Annotated in this window: 17 protein-coding genes; 15 read left to right on the top strand and 2 right to left on the bottom strand. The window is 34.0% G+C overall.

Translation table 11 applies throughout. The annotated features are described in order from the left end of the window. The first annotated feature begins 4 nt into the window (after positions 1 to 4). The 15 genes from ACZYT3_RS02445 to ACZYT3_RS02375 all read left to right on the top strand — a co-directional run bounded on the left by ACZYT3_RS02445 (position 5) and on the right by ACZYT3_RS02375 (position 15410). Positions 5 to 220, top strand: coding sequence for a hypothetical protein (locus ACZYT3_RS02445; protein WP_464087565.1), 216 nt, complete (start codon positions 5 to 7; stop codon positions 218 to 220). 12 nt (positions 221 to 232) lie between these two features. Next, positions 233 to 2155 carry an oxidoreductase gene (locus ACZYT3_RS02440; RefSeq protein WP_464087564.1) on the top strand — a complete coding sequence of 641 codons (1923 nt, stop codon included), beginning with the start codon at positions 233 to 235 and terminating at the stop codon, positions 2153 to 2155. A gap of 46 nt (positions 2156 to 2201) precedes the next feature. Then, entirely contained in the window at positions 2202 to 3635 is a 1434-nt protein-coding gene (locus tag ACZYT3_RS02435; protein WP_464087563.1) for a 6-phospho-beta-glucosidase, read from the top strand. A 3-nt stretch (positions 3636 to 3638) separates the two neighbouring features. Next, positions 3639 to 4382: a nuclear transport factor 2 family protein gene (locus ACZYT3_RS02430; protein WP_464087562.1), complete on the top strand. Its 744-nt coding sequence runs from the start codon at positions 3639 to 3641 to the stop codon at positions 4380 to 4382. A gap of 233 nt (positions 4383 to 4615) precedes the next feature. Then, entirely contained in the window at positions 4616 to 5650 is a 1035-nt protein-coding gene (locus tag ACZYT3_RS02425) for a hypothetical protein (protein ID WP_464087561.1), read from the top strand. Between the two features lie 16 nt (positions 5651 to 5666). Further along, positions 5667 to 7565, top strand: coding sequence for an FAD-dependent oxidoreductase (locus ACZYT3_RS02420; RefSeq protein ID WP_464087560.1), 1899 nt, complete (start codon positions 5667 to 5669; stop codon positions 7563 to 7565). A gap of 185 nt (positions 7566 to 7750) precedes the next feature. Further along, positions 7751 to 8569 (top strand): energy-coupling factor transporter ATPase, encoded by an 819-nt coding sequence (locus tag ACZYT3_RS02415; RefSeq protein WP_294561034.1) that lies wholly within the window; start codon positions 7751 to 7753, stop codon positions 8567 to 8569. Further along, the gene (locus ACZYT3_RS02410; protein ID WP_464087559.1) at positions 8554 to 9414 is read left to right on the top strand and encodes an energy-coupling factor transporter ATPase; all 861 of its coding nucleotides are present in this window, start codon (positions 8554 to 8556) and stop codon (positions 9412 to 9414) included. Before ACZYT3_RS02415 ends, ACZYT3_RS02410 begins: the two co-directional genes overlap by 16 nt. After that, positions 9407 to 10207, top strand: coding sequence for an energy-coupling factor transporter transmembrane component T family protein (locus ACZYT3_RS02405; RefSeq protein ID WP_464087558.1), 801 nt, complete (start codon positions 9407 to 9409; stop codon positions 10205 to 10207). The genes ACZYT3_RS02410 and ACZYT3_RS02405 overlap by 8 nt, the downstream gene beginning before the upstream one ends. Continuing rightward, on the top strand, positions 10198 to 10932 hold the full coding sequence (gene truA / locus ACZYT3_RS02400; protein ID WP_464087557.1) for a tRNA pseudouridine(38-40) synthase TruA: 735 nt from the start codon (positions 10198 to 10200) through the stop codon (positions 10930 to 10932). The genes ACZYT3_RS02405 and truA overlap by 10 nt, the downstream gene beginning before the upstream one ends. Positions 10933 to 10943: 11 nt before the next feature. Further along, positions 10944 to 11729: a histidinol-phosphatase gene (locus tag ACZYT3_RS02395; RefSeq protein WP_464087556.1), complete on the top strand. Its 786-nt coding sequence runs from the start codon at positions 10944 to 10946 to the stop codon at positions 11727 to 11729. A gap of 135 nt (positions 11730 to 11864) precedes the next feature. Beyond that, on the top strand, positions 11865 to 12299 hold the full coding sequence (rplM, locus tag ACZYT3_RS02390; RefSeq protein ID WP_071442017.1) for a 50S ribosomal protein L13: 435 nt from the start codon (positions 11865 to 11867) through the stop codon (positions 12297 to 12299). A gap of 11 nt (positions 12300 to 12310) precedes the next feature. Continuing rightward, positions 12311 to 12715: a 30S ribosomal protein S9 gene (gene rpsI / locus ACZYT3_RS02385; RefSeq protein WP_464087555.1), complete on the top strand. Its 405-nt coding sequence runs from the start codon at positions 12311 to 12313 to the stop codon at positions 12713 to 12715. 519 nt (positions 12716 to 13234) lie between these two features. Then, the gene (locus ACZYT3_RS02380; protein WP_464087554.1) at positions 13235 to 14593 is read left to right on the top strand and encodes an ATP-binding protein; all 1359 of its coding nucleotides are present in this window, start codon (positions 13235 to 13237) and stop codon (positions 14591 to 14593) included. 235 nt (positions 14594 to 14828) lie between these two features. Continuing rightward, positions 14829 to 15410: a PDDEXK nuclease domain-containing protein gene (locus ACZYT3_RS02375; protein ID WP_464087553.1), complete on the top strand. Its 582-nt coding sequence runs from the start codon at positions 14829 to 14831 to the stop codon at positions 15408 to 15410. Positions 15411 to 15682: 272 nt separating this feature from the next. On the opposite strand, the gene ACZYT3_RS02370 is transcribed toward ACZYT3_RS02375, so the two are convergent. Next, positions 15683 to 16339: a DUF1648 domain-containing protein gene (locus ACZYT3_RS02370; RefSeq protein WP_464087552.1), complete on the bottom strand. Its 657-nt coding sequence runs from the start codon at positions 16337 to 16339 to the stop codon at positions 15683 to 15685. Next, positions 16329 to 16550 (bottom strand): ArsR family transcriptional regulator, encoded by a 222-nt coding sequence (locus ACZYT3_RS02365; RefSeq protein WP_294561504.1) that lies wholly within the window; start codon positions 16548 to 16550, stop codon positions 16329 to 16331. The genes ACZYT3_RS02370 and ACZYT3_RS02365 overlap by 11 nt, the downstream gene beginning before the upstream one ends. Between the last annotated feature and the right edge of the window lie 390 nt (positions 16551 to 16940).

The following is a 16940-nucleotide window of genomic DNA, read 5'->3' as shown; positions in this document are numbered from 1 at the left end:
ATGTATGATTCGAGTTTCAGGACCTAAAATTCAAGATATAGTTAAACTTGTTGATGGAAAAGAGATCAATGGCATTGTATATACGTATACAGGTAAAACTGTCGGTATACAGGCGTTATTTAATACTAATGCGGATGATGAAGAATTTGCGAAGGATAATTTAAAAAAATACTTAAAGCAAAATATGAGTTATTTAAGAATTTATGTAGAAGCGATTTAAGGAGTTTATCGTATGAAATATCCCTATTTATTTTCACCTTTACGCATAGGAAACATCATGTTGAAAAATCGTATTATTGCCGCTCCTATGGGTGTACCTAAAGCGACCGTTATTTCTTCTACGGATTATGGAGGACTTAGCATATTCGATAAATCAAAAGGCGGGGCAGCCGTTATTACAATTGCTGAAGATTATATTGCAAAGCTTGCTCATGAAAAAGATCCTTTTTCTAAATATTCAAGAGATGTTGGCAGAGAGTTAATTTCTGTATCTCGGCAATCAGGTGGACTGTCAATGATTGAAATACCGTTTATGGGCCGTAAACGAGCAGATGGAACGATACAAGGTCCAAGTAATGGCTCTCATTTTACAGGTGGTATCATGAAGGAAATGACAAAAGAGGAGATGGAAACCGTAAAAAATAGAATTGCTTTGGAAGCAAAGCAGGCAAAAGATTTTGGCTTTGATATGATCATGCTACATTTTGGTCATGATAGTTTATGTTCTGTTTTTATGTCACCTGTATGGAATCAAAGAAAGGATGAGTATGGAGGTTCTTTAGAAAACCGTATGCGTTATCCTAAAGAAGTTTTAAAAGCAGTTCGTGAAGCTATTGGCAAAGATTTTCCTGTTTTAATGCGAGTATCACGTAGTTTAAAGGTTCCCGAAACTTTTTCAGAAGATGATATGCTTGCTTTTATAAAAGAAGTGGAACCTTTTATTGATATTGTGAATGTCTCATGTGGCATGGATTGTTATGGTGGAACGATTGATAAATATATTGCAAATACGTATTCTCATTCCACCATATTTTTACCTCATATGTATAATTTAGCGTTTTCAAAACGTGTCAAAGATGAAGCCAATGTTTTAGTTTGCACAGTAGGTGGTGTATCTGATCCCAAACAGGCCGATAAAGCCATTCAGGAAGGGAAAACAGATTTGGTCATGATTGGACGGCAATTAGTAGCCGATCCTTATTGGCCTAAAAAAGCACAAAATGATTTAGATGATGAAATCGTACCTTGTATAAGATGCTTAAACTGTTATCACATCTCTACCGAACATGCCAATACCCAATGTTCAGTCAATCCTCGTTTTAGAAGAGAAAATCGTGTTCCTTTAAAATTAGAAAAAACTGAAAATCCAAAACATATCGTCATTATTGGTGGTGGGCCAGCAGGAATGAAGGCTGCTCTTACTTCTTATCAGAAAGGACATAGAGTGACCCTTATTGAAAAAGAATCCCAATTGGGTGGCAATTTAAAATATGCTGATTATGGTGATTTCAAAGAAGATCTAAGAAAATATCGTGATTATTTAATAAGAGAAATTAAAAAATCAGATATTGATATCCAACTCAATACTGAAGCAACTCATGAAATGATCAAAAATCTTCATCCCGATGGCTTGATTATTGCGGTCGGTTCTACGGCTCAAATACCCCCTATCAAAGGAGTCGAACATGCGATACAGGCCTTAGATATCTATCCTAAAATAGAGGATATCCATGGAAAGATCGTTGTGATTGGCGGGGGAGCTATTGGAAGTGAATTAGCCTTTGAATTAAGTGAAAGAAAGAATGATGTATCAATTATTGAGATACAAGATGCTTTAGCTAAAAAGTCAAATTGGCTTTATCGTCATGGCTTGTATAATGCCATAAAAGATGCGGGTAATAAATTACATATCTACTTAGAAACAAGGGTTAAGGAAATAAAAAACAATGGTGTATGGATTCAAGATAAAGAAGGTTTAGAATCTTTTATAGAAGCTGATTTTATTATTATGGCAGTAGGAATGAAAGAGCGAAAAGAATTAGCCTTTTCCTTTTATGGAATTACACCGGAAACAGCGATGGTTGGTGACTGTTTTAGAGTTGCCCAAGTTTTAGAAGCGACAAATGATGCTTATTTTATAGCGACAAATATGTAAGATAATACCTATTTTGTTAATATCATTCATAGGGAGAGGTGAAAAGATGAAATTTAAAGATAATTTTTTATGGGGAGGTGCTGTTGCAGCTAACCAATGTGAAGGCGCTTATAATGTTGGTGGTAAAGGATTAAGTACAGTTGATTGTATGACAGGTGGAAGCTTAAATAAGAAAAGAGTTTATACAGATGGTGTAATCGAAGGGGAATATTATCCAAATCATCATGGAGTAGATTTTTATCATCGTTATAAAGAGGATATTGCCTTATTTGCTCAAATGGGTCTTAAATGTTTTAGAACAAGTATTGCGTGGACACGAATCTTTCCACAAGGTGATGAAGAAACACCGAATGAAGAAGGTCTTCGATTCTATGATGATGTATTTGATGAATGCTTAAAATATGGAATTGAACCAGTGGTGACATTATCTCATTATGAAACTCCTTATGGATTAGTAAAAAAATATGGCTCATGGCGTAATAGGAAAATGATTGATTTATTTGAAAAATTTGCTGTTACAGCATTTGAACGTTATAAAGATAAGGTAAAATATTGGATAACGTTTAATGAAATTAATTCTGTATTAATTTTTCCACAAGTTCCTACGGGAATCAGATTAACAGATAAAGATAATAAAGATGAAGTATGTTATCAGGCCGCTCATTATCAGATGGTCGCAAGTGCGAAAGCTGTTATTGCAGGACATAAAGTGAATCCTGAGTTTAAAATAGGAATGATGATGATTTATCCAGTGACTTATGCACTTACTTGTAAACCAGAAGATCAAATAGCGGTGATGGAAGCCATGGACAAACAATATCTATTTTCAGATGTTCAGGTGAGAGGATTTTATTCCAATAAGATGAAAAACTTCTTTCAACGAGATCATTTGAATCTTGATATTACTCGTGAAGATGAAGAAATATTAAAACAAGGTAAGGTTGATTATATTGGCTTTAGTTATTATGACAGTCATACTATTAGTGCAACAGAAAAAAATAATGGCAGTGGTAATTTCTTTGGTGGCCAAAATCCATATCTTAAAGAAACGGAATGGGGATGGACCATTGATCCGATTGGTTTGAGAATTGCTTTAAATCAATTGTATGATCGTTATCAAGTACCTTTATTCATTGTTGAAAATGGGTTAGGTGCTGTTGATAAGGTTGATCGTGATGGTAAAATATATGATTATTATCGTATAGATTATTTAAAACAACATATTGAACAAATGAAACTTGCAGTTAATATAGATGGAGTTGACTTAATGGGATATACACCTTGGAGCTGTATTGATTTAGTTTCGATGAGTACAGGAGAAATAAAGAAACGATATGGATTTATTTATGTTGATTGTGATGTGAATGGAAATGGCTCTTTAAATAGAGTTTGTAAAGAATCATTTTATTGGTATAAAAATGTTATTGCTACAAATGGTGAACTTTTAGATTTTGATGATTATAAAAAGAAGGAGAGATGAATCATGTTAAAGACTATTTATCAATTTATTAGTAATATAGAAACTATTCTTACAGGGAAAAGAGCTAAAGTCGTATTTGATGATGAAAATACTTATATATTTGCTTTTCTTTCACAAAATGAAAAAGATAATATTTTAAACGATGAATCGAATGATACATATAAAGTGATTGAAAATTATCAACTGTTAAATATTGAGGATGGTTTGATGAATTTAGTATATATTTATGATGGTATGATGACAACGGGTATCATTGATTTACATCGACATTTCATTGAACTTACTTCTATGGTTGAAAATAGTCATGATGCATTTGATAAGAAAACCGGTAGTTTCCATATAATCAATGAGTCAAATCAACCAGATAACAATTTAGTTACAAATGAAGAAAAGGCTTTAGATTTTTGGAATCGTTTCTTTAATCTGCATGATGAAACAGCAATAGATGATTATTTATCAGAACCATATATCCAGCATAACCCTACTATTGCTGATGGTGTAGAGGCTTTCCGCAATGAATTTCATAAACGTTTTCAAACAGATATGAAAGAATGCAGTACAATCGTAAAGCGTGTTTCATCTAGGGATAATTTGGTGTTTATTCATAATATTCTAAAAAGATCACCATCTGTAAAAGGACATGCAGCAGTAGATATATTTAGATTTGAAAATGGAAAGATTGTTGAACATTGGGATGTCATTCAAACCATGCCTGATACTTCTAAAAATGATCATCCTATGTTTTAAATATCACATAAAATCGAATGAAAGGATCAGGTATGAAAGTCAAAGGTAAATTATCAACAATTGCACTTGTTATTTTTAGTATTTGGGTACCACTTGTAGGCATATTATTATGGTATAGATGTAAAAAGAGTGGTGACATAAAGAGTTCTCAATTATTTGCTATCTGTGCTGTAATTGGATTTATTCTTAATTTAGTACCAAGGCTGTTATTTACTTAGAGTAAAGGAGGATTTATGGCAGATTTTTATTTTGATAAAAAAACATTAAATGACTATACAGAAAAACCAGAACGTTTCAATAATAAAAAAGATGGTTATGCAAAAGTATATTGTGTTGAGAGTATCGCTACTTTATATCCGCAAGGAATGGATTCAGCACCAATTTCTTTTTTTAGACATATGAATGTTGATAAGGTACGTTTTGCGGGTATGGTTCAGACTGGAAATGGACCATTATCTGTGCAAAGGGAAGCTCATATTCATGATCTTGCAGGTCCATCCACCCCTATTCAACGATATCAGAAATTATCCGATTCACCACTCCTTTATGGATATAGTGCCGAGGAACCATTTTGTGAATACCGTTATTATGAAGATGGAAAGATTACATGGAAAGAAGGTAAAAATGGCTCTATCTTAGATGTAACATTAGAACCTTTCCCATTTGCTTTTTTCTTACATCGTTGTGAACAATTTCCCGTAAGTACTTTTTATACTCATCCACATGTAATCAGAGGTACTTATGAAGGAAAAGAGATTATTGGAATTGGAAATGATGATCGCCAATTTATACCTGATGTGAAAGTGGATGCTATTACACAAGAAAAAAATTATCAAAAAACAACCGATTATTTGACAGCCAATTGTGCAGGAGTAAGGGAAGATGGACGACGTGAAATTGCCTTTTTTAATGGAAATTATGGACATTTGGCGGGTGGATATTGGCTTGAAGGTGAAGAGCCTATTGTGGATGGAAATGTACAGATCATGGGTGATTGGGTACATCTTCCATATTGTGATGATGGTACCTGTGTTATGACCAGATTTGCTTTTAAAATTGGTCCTAAAGTGATTCACTTTGAAGGTAAATGGGGTTTAAAAGGATGGACAAGTACTCCTAATTTAGCCAAACATGGACAATCGCAGGTATTGGGAACCTTTTATGAAGGAGATCATCCTTATAAACATACAGTATGGCAGACCTTTGTGGAAAATATGGCGGCTTTTGATGAGAAGCTAAAACAAGTAGGATATAATGTCATTGACTAAAGAAGGGATCAATTATATGAAATATAATCATTTATTTTCACCTGTTAAAATAAATTCTTTAATATTGAAAAACAGGATTATTGCGGCCCCAATTAGTAATGAATATGAAAAAAAAGCTGCTGGTGGGGCTGCCTTAGTTGTATGTGGACATACCATTGTAGAACCGGGAAGAAGCAGTTTTGCCAGTGGAAATGAACAAAGTGCTTTTTTCAAGTATAAAGTGGAAAAAACACAGGAAAGAATACGTGTTTGTCATAAAAGTGGTGCTCGCGCTTCCATTGAAATCTTTCATGCAGGCTTGTATGCACGTGTAAATCCTGGAAATCATGTTTGGGGACCATGTGCATTTGTTAGAGATGATGGTGTAGAAGTAAGAGCATTGGATGATGAACAGATGAATATCATTGCTGATTTGTATGCAAAGGAATCTAAGGAAGCAAAGGATTTAGGCTTTGATGCTATTTTTCTTCATTTTGGACATGGTTGGCTTCCAGCACAATTTTTATCTCCATTATTTAATCATCGAGATGATGAATATGGTGGAACTATTGAAAACAGGGCAAAGTTTCCTCTGATGATTCTAAAAAGAATCAGAAAGGCAGTGGGACCTGATTATCCTATTGAAATGCGTATTTCAGGAGAAGAATGTGTTGAAGGATCTATTGAGTTTAAAGATACACTTGCCTTCATACTCATGGCGGAAGAATTTATTGATAGTGTGCAAATTTCTGCCGGTTTAGATATCAATTATGAAGGAAATACACGTTGTGCTTCAACCAATTTAGTAGAGCATATGCCGAATTTAAAATGGGCAAAGGAAGTAAAAAAACATGTGAAGAAAATTAATGTTTCCATGGTTGGGGGTATTATGAGTCCAGATGAAGCTGAAGAAGTACTATCCAAAGGATATGTTGATACGGTAGCTTTTGGAAGAAGTTTTAATGCTGATCCACATTGGCCAAATAAAGCAAGAGATGGAAAGGAAGATGAGATTCGTCCATGTTTACGTTGCAATCAATGTTATCACATTACCACAAATCGTAGAAATGTGGGATGTAGTGTAAATCCTCATTATCATAATGAAGATATTTTAAGTGATCAACTAGAGCCTGCCACGCCAAAAAAGGTAGTTATTATTGGAGCTGGTCCAGCAGGAATCATGTGTGCAGTTACGGCTTCAAAAAGAGGACATGATGTTCTACTTTTAGAAAAGAAAGATTATGTAGGTGGAACATTAAAATTAATTTCTAAAGAGCATTATAAGGTGGATGTAGGACGTTATTTAACATACTTAGAAAAGCAGCTAGAAAAATCGAATGTGGAAGTACGTTTAAACTGTGAGGCCACCAAAGAAATGGTAGAAAAACTAACCCCTGATGCCTTAGTGATTGCGATAGGTGGTCAGCCTGTTATTTTACCAATTAAAGGAGTGGAATTTTCCAATGTCATGACCTATGAAAAAGCGATCTCAAATGCAGAAAAAATAGGTAATCATCCTGTGATTATAGGTGGTGGAACAATAGGAATTGAATTGGCAATTGAATTATCTGAATTTCATCATAAGGATGTGACAATAATAGAACTCACAGATAAATTAGCTGCACAAGGAAATATGTTGTATCGTATTGCCTTACGACAAAAATATGAAAAACTCGAAAAACCTCTTCATATTTATTTACAAAGTCAAGTAAATGAAATTTTTGAAGACAAAGTTTTCGTACAGGTTCAGGATGGAAGTGTAAAAGAAATCAAATGTGATAGTGTAATTCTATGTACAGGAGTAAGATCAAAACGCAGTGTAGCGGAATCTTTTTATGGAATAACACCAGAAACTTATGAAATAGGTGATATCATTCGTCCAAGATTAATTCAGGAAGCAACCTTTGAAGGTTATGGAGTAGGTAATTCGATTTAACATTCTTTATACTTTAAAACAGCGAGATCTTGATTTCGTTGTTTTTTTATGAAAGAAATATTTTTGCTCTGATGAGGATGGATAAACTCCTGATATTTCGGGAGTTTTTTTGATGATTCTATGTTAAAGAATTTGCAAATGCCCTTGTGATAAAGTATAATAATAAAGCTATTGTGGAGGAAGAAATGAAAAAAATTGAAGTAAAAGATTGTACATTTTCATATGACGATACTGTTAATGCTGTAGATTCCATTTCTTTTTCTGTTGAAGAAGGAAGCTATACCACGATTATCGGTCATAACGGAAGCGGTAAGAGTACCATTGCCAAGCTTATGATCGGCTTATTAGAAATGAAAAGCGGTGAAATCAAGATTGACGGATTACTATTGAATGAAGAAAATCTCTATGATATCCGTGAAAAAATCGGCATTGTTTTTCAGAATCCTGATAATCAGTTTATTGGGGCAACTGTTGCCGATGATATTGCCTTTGGTCTGGAAAATCATCAGGTTGCCAGCGAAAAGATGGATGCGATCATTCAGGAATATGCGAAACGAGTCAACATGAGTAATTATTTGGATCGTGAGCCTGTGTCTTTAAGTGGGGGCCAGAAACAGCGTGTGGCCATTGCGGGTGTTTTGGCTATGAATCCGGAGATCATTATTTTTGATGAGGCGACCAGTATGCTTGACCCTAAAGGTAAAGCAGAGATCAATGCATTGATTCATGAATTAAATGAGAAAAGTCAAATGACGATTCTTTCGATTACCCATGATATTGAAGAAGTTGTGAAAAGTGATTATGTAATTGTTTTGGATAAGGGTAAGGTTGTGCTTGAAGGAAAGCCAAAAGATGTGTTGCTTCATGAGAAGGAACTGATTGATTTAAAGCTGGATATTCCTTTTTCATTGAAAGTTATCAATGAATTGAAAAAGCAGGGAATTGAACTAAAGAAGTCAATTACACTGGAAGGGCTGGTGGATGAGTTATGCCAATTGAGATAAGAAATCTTTCGCATGCTTATCATGCAGATACATCCTTGGCAAAAACTGCGATCCATGATATCAGCCTTCATATCGGAGATGGTGAGATGTGCGCCTTGATCGGTGAAACCGGGAGCGGTAAAAGTACGCTTGTTCAGCATTTAAATGCGTTGTTGCTGCCAAGTGAAGGAGAACTTGAGATCAATGGGAAGTGTATCTATGCTCATGTGAAAAATACAGGTTTGAAGGCGTTGCGTAAGGAAGTAGGTTTAGTGTTTCAGTTTCCGGAATATCAATTATTTGAGGAAACGATTTTAAAGGATATTGCTTTTGGACCTAAAAATTTCGGTGTAGAAGCAGAGGAAGCGGAAGCTATTGCCCGGGAAATGATTCAGATCGTAGGGCTTGATGAAAGTTATCTGGAGAAAAGTCCTTTTGAATGCTCCGGAGGCGAAAAAAGAAGAATTGCGATTGCCGGAATTCTTGCGATGAATCCCAATGTATTAGTGTTTGATGAACCGACTGCCGGACTTGATCCTAAGGGAGCCAAGGATATGATGGAACTTTTCCGTAAATTAAATAAGGAATATCATAAAACGGTCATTCTTGTTTCCCATGATATGGAACATGTGATGAATTATTGTGATCGTGTTCTGGTGATGAGCGATGGGCATATCATCAAAGATTGTCCGGTGAAGGAGTTTTTCAGAAGCAGTGATTTATTAAGGAAGCTGAATATCAATCCGCCGCAGATACTGCTTTTAAAGGATATGTGTGCTGAAAGAGGAATTCATATCCGTGAAGATGTCTTTACGATTGAAGAATGTGTGGCCGATATCGTGAAAGAGGTGAAGGATCATGAATAGCTTTACCTTAGGAAGATATATACCTCTTGATTCATTGATGCATCGCTTTGATCCTCGAGCAAAGATCGTTGCTATGTTTTTATTGATGATTGCGATTTTCATGCCAAGTGGTTTTATGGGATATATTGGTATCTTTTTGATTATTTGTATCGGCATTTATGCGTCTAAATTGAATTTAAGGTTTTTCTGGAATGCCATGAAGCCAATGTTTTTTATGCTTGCGGTACTGTTTGTCATTAATGTGTTTGTTGTAAAAAGTGGGGAACCGGTGATTACGATTTCCAATTTTACGATTTATTGGAATGCTTTATCACAGACAGGATATATTGCGGTCCGATTGGTCTTGATGATCGTGATAACGACCTTGCTGACAGCTACGACCAAGCCAACAGATCTGACGATCGCATTGGAGGATCTGATGAAGCCTTTGAAAAGGATTGGTTTTCCTGCGAATGAAATTGCGATGATTATTTCTATCGCTTTACGTTTCATTCCTACTTTGATTGAGGAAACACAGCGTATCATCAAGGCTCAGACTTCCCGTGGTGTTGATCTGCAGGAAGGGAAGCTGAAAGAAAAAGTGATGGCAATCTTGTCATTGATCGTACCTTTATTTGTGTCGAGCTATCAAAGAGCAGAAGAACTGGCAAATGCGATGGAAGCAAGAGGCTATGTTCCAAGCCGGCCACGTACCCGTTACCGTCAGCTGAAGATGGTAGGACGTGATTTTGTCATGCTTACGGTATGCATGCTTGTCTTGCTGTCAACGATAGGAATCATGATATGGTTATAAAATGTGTAGTCAGTTACGATGGAACAAATTATAAGGGCTGGCAGATCCAGCCGGGCTTAAAGACTGTTCAACAGGAGATTGAAAATGCTTTAGCGCTGATTCATGGTGGCGGACGTATTGAAATTGTTGCTTCGGGAAGAACGGATGCACAGGTGCATGCCTTAGGTCAGGTCTTTCATTTTGAAACGACGAAAACAATGGAAATGGATAAGTGGAAATATAAGTTGAACCGGCTTTTGCCAAAGGATATTCGCATACGTGGAGTATCTTTGGAAAAAGATGATTTCCATGCTCGTTTTTCTTGTGTGTCCAAGCGTTATGATTATTATATTTCTTTGGATGATGAGAATCCATTTGTGCGAAACTATATGTGTGTAGAGAAAAGACGACTGGATACAGAAGCGATGAAAAAAGCGGGCAGGGTATTTATTGGCACTCATGATTTTACCAGCTTTACTTCAAGTAAGATTCATGAAGAAAAAAGCCGTGTGCGAACGATCAGTGAATGCAGGGTAGATGTTTTTGATGACCATATTCGAATCGTATTCAGAGGAGATGGTTTTTTACGCTATCAGGTAAGGATGATGGCTCAAACAATGATCGAAGCAGGCTTGCATCATCTTGATGCCGATGATGTGAAAAGGATGCTGGAGGCCTGTGATAAGCATGCCTGTCGCTACAAAGCAGATGCCTGTGGCTTATATTTGGTGGAAGTAAATTATTAGGAGGTGTTGGAGTGAAGAATTTTCATACGCATACAAGTCGCTGTATGCATGCCAATGGTAAAGATGAAGAATATGTATTAGCGGCGATTGAGGCCGGTTATGAGGTGCTTGGATTTTCGGATCATACGCCATGGAAGTATGACAGTGATTTTGTAGCAAATATGCGAATGCCATTATCACAGTTTGATGATTATTATCAGAGCATTTCTTCTTTGAAAGAGAAATACAAGGATAAGATTGAAATAAAGATAGGGTTGGAATGTGAATATTATCCAAAATATATGGATTGGCTGAAATCGTTGGCGAAAGAATATAAATTGGATTATTTGATCTTTGGCAATCATTATTATGAAAGTGATGAATATCATATGTATAATGGGGCTTGTACGCGTGATGATAAGATGCTGGATAAATATGTTGAGAGCACGATGGAAGGGTTAGATACGGGTATCTATTGTTATTTAGCTCATCCTGATCTGTTTATGCGTGCACGTCATTGGGATGAGAAATGTGAAGAAGCCAGTCATCGTATCTGTGCATACTGTAAGGAGCATGATATGTTGATGGAATATAATTTGGCAGGACTCAGAAGCTCTATTTCAAGAGGTGTTATGGAATATCCTCATGACGAATTTTGGAAGATCGCTGCGCAATACGGAAATCGGGTTATCATTGGTGTTGATGCCCATTCTCCGAAGCATTTGAGAGATACAAGCTTATATGAATTATCTTACAATAAGCTAAAAGATTGGAAGATGGAAATCGTTGAAGACATCGATTTCTTACATTATGATTGATTTATCGCTTTTATAGGTTAAAAAGGTTAAAAATGTCAATTTGTGCTTGACATAGGGCTATTTTAAAGTAAAATATAAGAAGGCCACTTTTTGTTTTTTAGCCCCGGAAACTAAAAATCGAAAGGAAATTGAAATATGCGCCAAACTACATTTATTAAGCCTGCAGAAGTAAAGCGTCAATGGTATGTCGTTGACGGTGCAGGACAAACATTAGGTCGTCTGGCTACTCAGGTAGCAGCAGTGTTGCATGGTAAACACAAACCAACTTTCACTCCAAATGTTGACTGTGGTGATTATGTCATCGTAATCAATGCTGACAAGATCGTCATGACAGGTGACATGGAAGGAAAGAAATACTATAACCACTCACAGTATCGTGGAGGTTTACGTACTCGTACAGCTCGTACGATGAAGGAAAAATATACCGTTGAATGGGTAGAATTAGCTATTCAGGGTATGTTGCCGCACACTCGTTTAGGTGACCAGCAGAGAAGACACCTGTTCGTTTACACAGGTGCAGAACATCCACACGCTGCTCAGAAGCCAGTTGTGATGGAAATTAAAGGATAGGAGGAAGAGATATGGCTACTAAGAAAAATAACGTAACTTACATCGGTACAGGACGTCGTAAAACTTCTGTTGCTCGTGTCTACATGACTCCTGGCAAAGGTAATATCGTTGTAAACGGCAAAACATTGGAAGAATATTTACCTTTGGAAACTTTAAGAATGGTTGTTCGTTCACCGCTTGAATTGACTGAAACTTTAGGTCAGTTTGATGTGAAGATCAACGTGTATGGTGGAGGATATACTGGACAGGCTGGAGCTATGCGTCATGGTATCACTCGTGCTTTATTACAGGCAAGTGCTGATTACAGACCGGCATTAAAAGCTGCAGGATTCGTTACTCGTGATCCTCGTGCTAAAGAACGTAAGAAATACGGTCTGAAAGCAGCTCGTAGAGCACCACAGTTCTCAAAACGTTAATCGTTATATTGAGAAGATTAAAGAAGTATTTAGACATAGTGAGTGTTTGGATGCTTCTTTTTTTTGTTTTGTGATAACAGGAATAATATGGTTGTAAAAAACTGCTAAGTAATCAGATTTATCGAATTTGGGTAACTTTTAGCTTTGTATTGATGTGATATAGCATATTTTCATAATATGTAGCATGTATTGTAGACAAAGATAGTATTTTGACTATAAATAATTAAAAGGTGGAGATTATATGAATAACAGTACAGATAAACCAATTGATATGGAAGAACAAGATTTATTAGGAAGATTCATTTTCCAAAATAGCTTGGGAAGGCAATTTATGATTATAATGAAAAAAATAGAATAAAAAACGCACTTTTCTAAAAAAGTGGATTTAAATAAATGCGCGCATAATCTTATAAAGGGCATTATTTAAACTTGCGTATAATCTTAAATGGAGTTATAATATGCGTATAATCAGAAAGTAAATGTATATGAATATTGCGTATAATAGGAAAGGGTGACAATATGATATTAAAAAGGAAAGTATATGATAAATTATTGCAATGGAAAAATGAAAGCAATGGTGGGAAAGCCATTCTTATTGAAGGGGCACGCCGTGTAGGAAAAAGTACAATTGCTGAAGAATTTGCCAAAAACGAATATGAAAGCTATATATTGATCGACTTTGCAAAGAAAGATATTGAAGTTGAATCGTATTTTAATAAATATTTGAATGATTTAGATACTCTTTTTATGTTGCTTCAAGCTCATTTTGGGGTTCATCTTAAAAGACGAAAATCAGTTATTATCTTTGATGAAGTTCAAATGTTTCCTCAAGCAAGAGCTGCCATAAAATATTTAGTATTAGATGGTAGGTATGATTATATAGAAACAGGTTCTTTAATCTCAATTAAAGAAAATGTTAAAAACATTGTAATCCCTTCTGAAGAAAGACATCTTTCGATGTATCCTTTGGATTTTGAGGAATTTTGTTATGCATTAAATGAAGAAATAATAATTGCTTATATTAAAACTTGTTTTAGAGAAAGAAAGCCTCTGGAAGAATCATTGCACAAAAAAGCAATGTTACTATTTAAACAATATATGCTTGTTGGTGGTATGCCGATGCCGGTAATCAAATATATTGAAAATGATAAAAGTTTCTTTGAAGCAGATAAAGAAAAAAGAGATATTTTATCCCTTTATAGAGAAGATATCATGAAAATAAATGCTCGATATAGGAGTAAGGTGTTAGCCATTTTTGATCAAATTCCAGGACTTTTATCAAAACATGAAAAAAGAGTTGTTTTTAAGGAAATCAAGGAAGGTTCTCAAGCCGATCAATACGAAGAAACATTTTTCTGGTTAGCTGATTCAATGATTTCGAATGAGTGTTTTTTGTGTAATGATCCAAGTGTAGGTTTATCAATAAATGAAGATAGGACTTATGTTAAATGTTATTTAGGAGATACGGGTCTTTTAGTTAGTCACGCTTTTGACGAAAATGAGTTGCTTGAGGAAGAAGTTTACAAACAAATACTTTTAGATAAATTATCTTTAAATGAAGGAATGTTATATGAAAATGCAATAGCACAGATGCTTGTAGCGAATAAACATAAATTATATTTTTATACCCATTACAATACTGAAAAACATCGTAATGATATTGAAATAGATTTTCTTTTATCGAACAATAGTAAATTAAAGTATAAACTATATCCGATTGAGGTTAAATCAGGTAAGAAATATTCGACATCTTCTTTACTTAAATTTAAAGAAAAATATAAAAATCGAATTGGAGAATGTTATATTATTCATCCTAAGAATTTATCTATCAAGGACGACATAGTTTGTATTCCGCCTTATATGACCTTTATGTTATAGAAAAATAATAATTGTAACCATAATAGATATTGGTATCATGGCGGTTGATAGAATAAAAGTTGTATTGTGTTTATTTGTGTTGGACTAAGCAGTTAAGGAAATGCAACAGGTAAGAAACAAATATGCCATAAAACCTTTATTTCATAGGATTTCGAAGTTCTCAAAACGTTAGTAATAATTGTTATGAGAAGATTAGGGAAGTATTTAGACATAGTGAGTGTTTGGATACTTCTTTTTGTTAGACAATGAAGCATTAGTAAATGAAATTGCCAAACCAGAAGATATAGTAAAAGATCCTTATGTTTTTGAATTTCTTGGACTGCCGGAAAATAAACCAATGATGGAATCTGATTTGGAAGAAGCTCTTGTTAGACAAATTGAAAAGTTTCTTTTGAAACTTGGAAAAGGATTTATGTTTGTAGGAACTCAGCAAAGAGTAACATTCGGGAATACTCATTATTATGTTGATATGGTTTTATATAATAAGATCCTAAAATCTTATGTATTGATAGAATTAAAAACTATTAAATTGATGCCTGAAGCTGTTGGGCAACTTAATATGTATTTAAATTATTATGTGGCAGAAGTTAATGATGAAAATGATAATCCACCAATTGGATTGATTTTATGTATTGATAAAGGCAATGTTGATATGCAGTATGCATTAGGAGGTTTGAGTAATAATATTTTTGCTTCAAAATATGTAACATATATGCCTGATAAGAAACCTTTAAAAATCTTATTTTATCGTATTTTACAGTTACCAAAACGTAAATGTTGTCATGAGCAGATTAGATACTTCTTTTTGCTTTTATGAATAAGAGTATAATCTCTTAAAAAGTTATAATTATGAAAGTGAAATAGGAATATAGCTGTTGATTAAAAAGTTATTCTGAAATGATACCAAGAAGTATGAATGCTTCTTTTTTTTGTTTATTTTTCCAAATATAAGGAAAAAGATTATAGTTTTTATTTATTAGTAAAAAGACTAATAAAATATAAATATTAGTTATATAGCCTATAATTATTGAAAGTAAAATGGAATTATATAGCTGTTCTTAAAAATGTAAAGGGAATAGCTTTTTTTGACTAATTATATTTCTTTGCTACTTTATATGTGTAATAAATATCAATAGGCAGAGAAAGTATTAATATACTTATAGACCATAGATAGCACACAAAACCTTTTGTAAAGCAACATCCTACTATAATAAGTATTCCGTCAACGATGAATGAAATTCCACCAAATCGCTGACTTTTTCTCCATGTTATTTCATTTTTCATGCTCCATGTCGTTCTCAGACCAATCATTGAATTCATCTTCGCTTTAGGCATGATATTTCCAATAATCATAATGATCATACCCAATGATATAAAAATAAGCTGCATTGGATCAATAAATACAACAGTTAAGTTTTCCGCTTTGATAATATCTGTATAAAGAAAATAAAACGTCATGATATTAAATAATAATAGTAATAATATTCCTGTGGTGAAACCGATCTTTTGATTATTATTTCCATCTTTTTCTTGCTTAGCGGCATATTTTGTTATTATAAGTATGACAAGTCCGAAAATTATGGTAATTCCGGGGAAAATAAATACTTCATATTTGCTTCCCCATCTGTCAACTTCACCAGTAATTCCATAATGAGCAGGGATTTGATCCGGCAGGAATTGTAAAGATATTAAAACAGAAAGTAAAGGCAAAAACATTAAAAAGTAGAATAATCTTTTATTTTTCATTTTGTTGTTCTCCTTTTAGGTTGCTTAACCATAGAATCGTTTCATCTAAGATTGAAAGATTAGGTTCGTAAAATATAAAATTTTTGTATTTTGTTTCATAGATTAAATCAGCTTTTTTTAATTTTGACAGATGATAAGAAAGAGCCTGAGGGGATATGTTCATTTCTTTAGCCAAATCTCCTGAATTTATTTTGCCTTGTTGTAATATCATTAGTATCCTCCTTCTATTATCATCAGCTAGTGCACGCAAAATTTCATTTATCCCAAGATATATCACCTCAATCTGTTTAAATATTTCTTTAAATAGATTATATGCTAAAATAATATAAAGTAAATACTATTTAAAAATAATTTTAAATAGAAGCTGTGTATATAAAATAGTTTGAATACCTTATATAAATAATTATATAGATGTCATAATAAGTAATAAAGGAAAAAATATCTATAATTTTCTTTTAAATGATTATACTCCTTGTGGATTTTTGAAAAATCAGTCACCGATACAGGGATCAAAAGAATATTTTACTAGAATGCTTCAAGAAATACCGCAAATGTTCAGAGATGTAAAATAAGCAGAATTATGTTTGTTTTAGCCATTTTC

It is taken from the genome of Traorella sp. mt218 (assembly GCF_055420025.1).
This window is presented reverse-complemented; position numbering and strand designations above follow the sequence as displayed.

Excerpts from the sequence above, each read along its gene's own strand:
- ACZYT3_RS02445 (WP_464087565.1), top strand. The coding sequence starts at position 5 with ATGATTCGAGTTTCAGGACCTAAAATTCAAGATATAGTTAAACTTGTT.
- ACZYT3_RS02440 (WP_464087564.1), top strand. The coding sequence starts at position 233 with ATGAAATATCCCTATTTATTTTCACCTTTACGCATAGGAAACATCATG.
- ACZYT3_RS02435 (WP_464087563.1), top strand. The coding sequence starts at position 2,202 with ATGAAATTTAAAGATAATTTTTTATGGGGAGGTGCTGTTGCAGCTAAC.
- ACZYT3_RS02430 (WP_464087562.1), top strand. The coding sequence starts at position 3,639 with ATGTTAAAGACTATTTATCAATTTATTAGTAATATAGAAACTATTCTT.
- ACZYT3_RS02425 (WP_464087561.1), top strand. The coding sequence starts at position 4,616 with ATGGCAGATTTTTATTTTGATAAAAAAACATTAAATGACTATACAGAA.
- ACZYT3_RS02420 (WP_464087560.1), top strand. The coding sequence starts at position 5,667 with ATGAAATATAATCATTTATTTTCACCTGTTAAAATAAATTCTTTAATA.
- ACZYT3_RS02415 (WP_294561034.1), top strand. The coding sequence starts at position 7,751 with ATGAAAAAAATTGAAGTAAAAGATTGTACATTTTCATATGACGATACT.
- ACZYT3_RS02410 (WP_464087559.1), top strand. The coding sequence starts at position 8,554 with ATGCCAATTGAGATAAGAAATCTTTCGCATGCTTATCATGCAGATACA.
- ACZYT3_RS02405 (WP_464087558.1), top strand. The coding sequence starts at position 9,407 with ATGAATAGCTTTACCTTAGGAAGATATATACCTCTTGATTCATTGATG.
- truA (WP_464087557.1), top strand. The coding sequence starts at position 10,198 with ATGGTTATAAAATGTGTAGTCAGTTACGATGGAACAAATTATAAGGGC.
- rplM (WP_071442017.1), top strand. The coding sequence starts at position 11,865 with ATGCGCCAAACTACATTTATTAAGCCTGCAGAAGTAAAGCGTCAATGG.
- rpsI (WP_464087555.1), top strand. The coding sequence starts at position 12,311 with ATGGCTACTAAGAAAAATAACGTAACTTACATCGGTACAGGACGTCGT.
- ACZYT3_RS02380 (WP_464087554.1), top strand. The coding sequence starts at position 13,235 with ATGATATTAAAAAGGAAAGTATATGATAAATTATTGCAATGGAAAAAT.
- ACZYT3_RS02370 (WP_464087552.1), bottom strand. The coding sequence starts at position 16,339 with ATGAAAAATAAAAGATTATTCTACTTTTTAATGTTTTTGCCTTTACTT.
- ACZYT3_RS02365 (WP_294561504.1), bottom strand. The coding sequence starts at position 16,550 with ATGATATTACAACAAGGCAAAATAAATTCAGGAGATTTGGCTAAAGAA.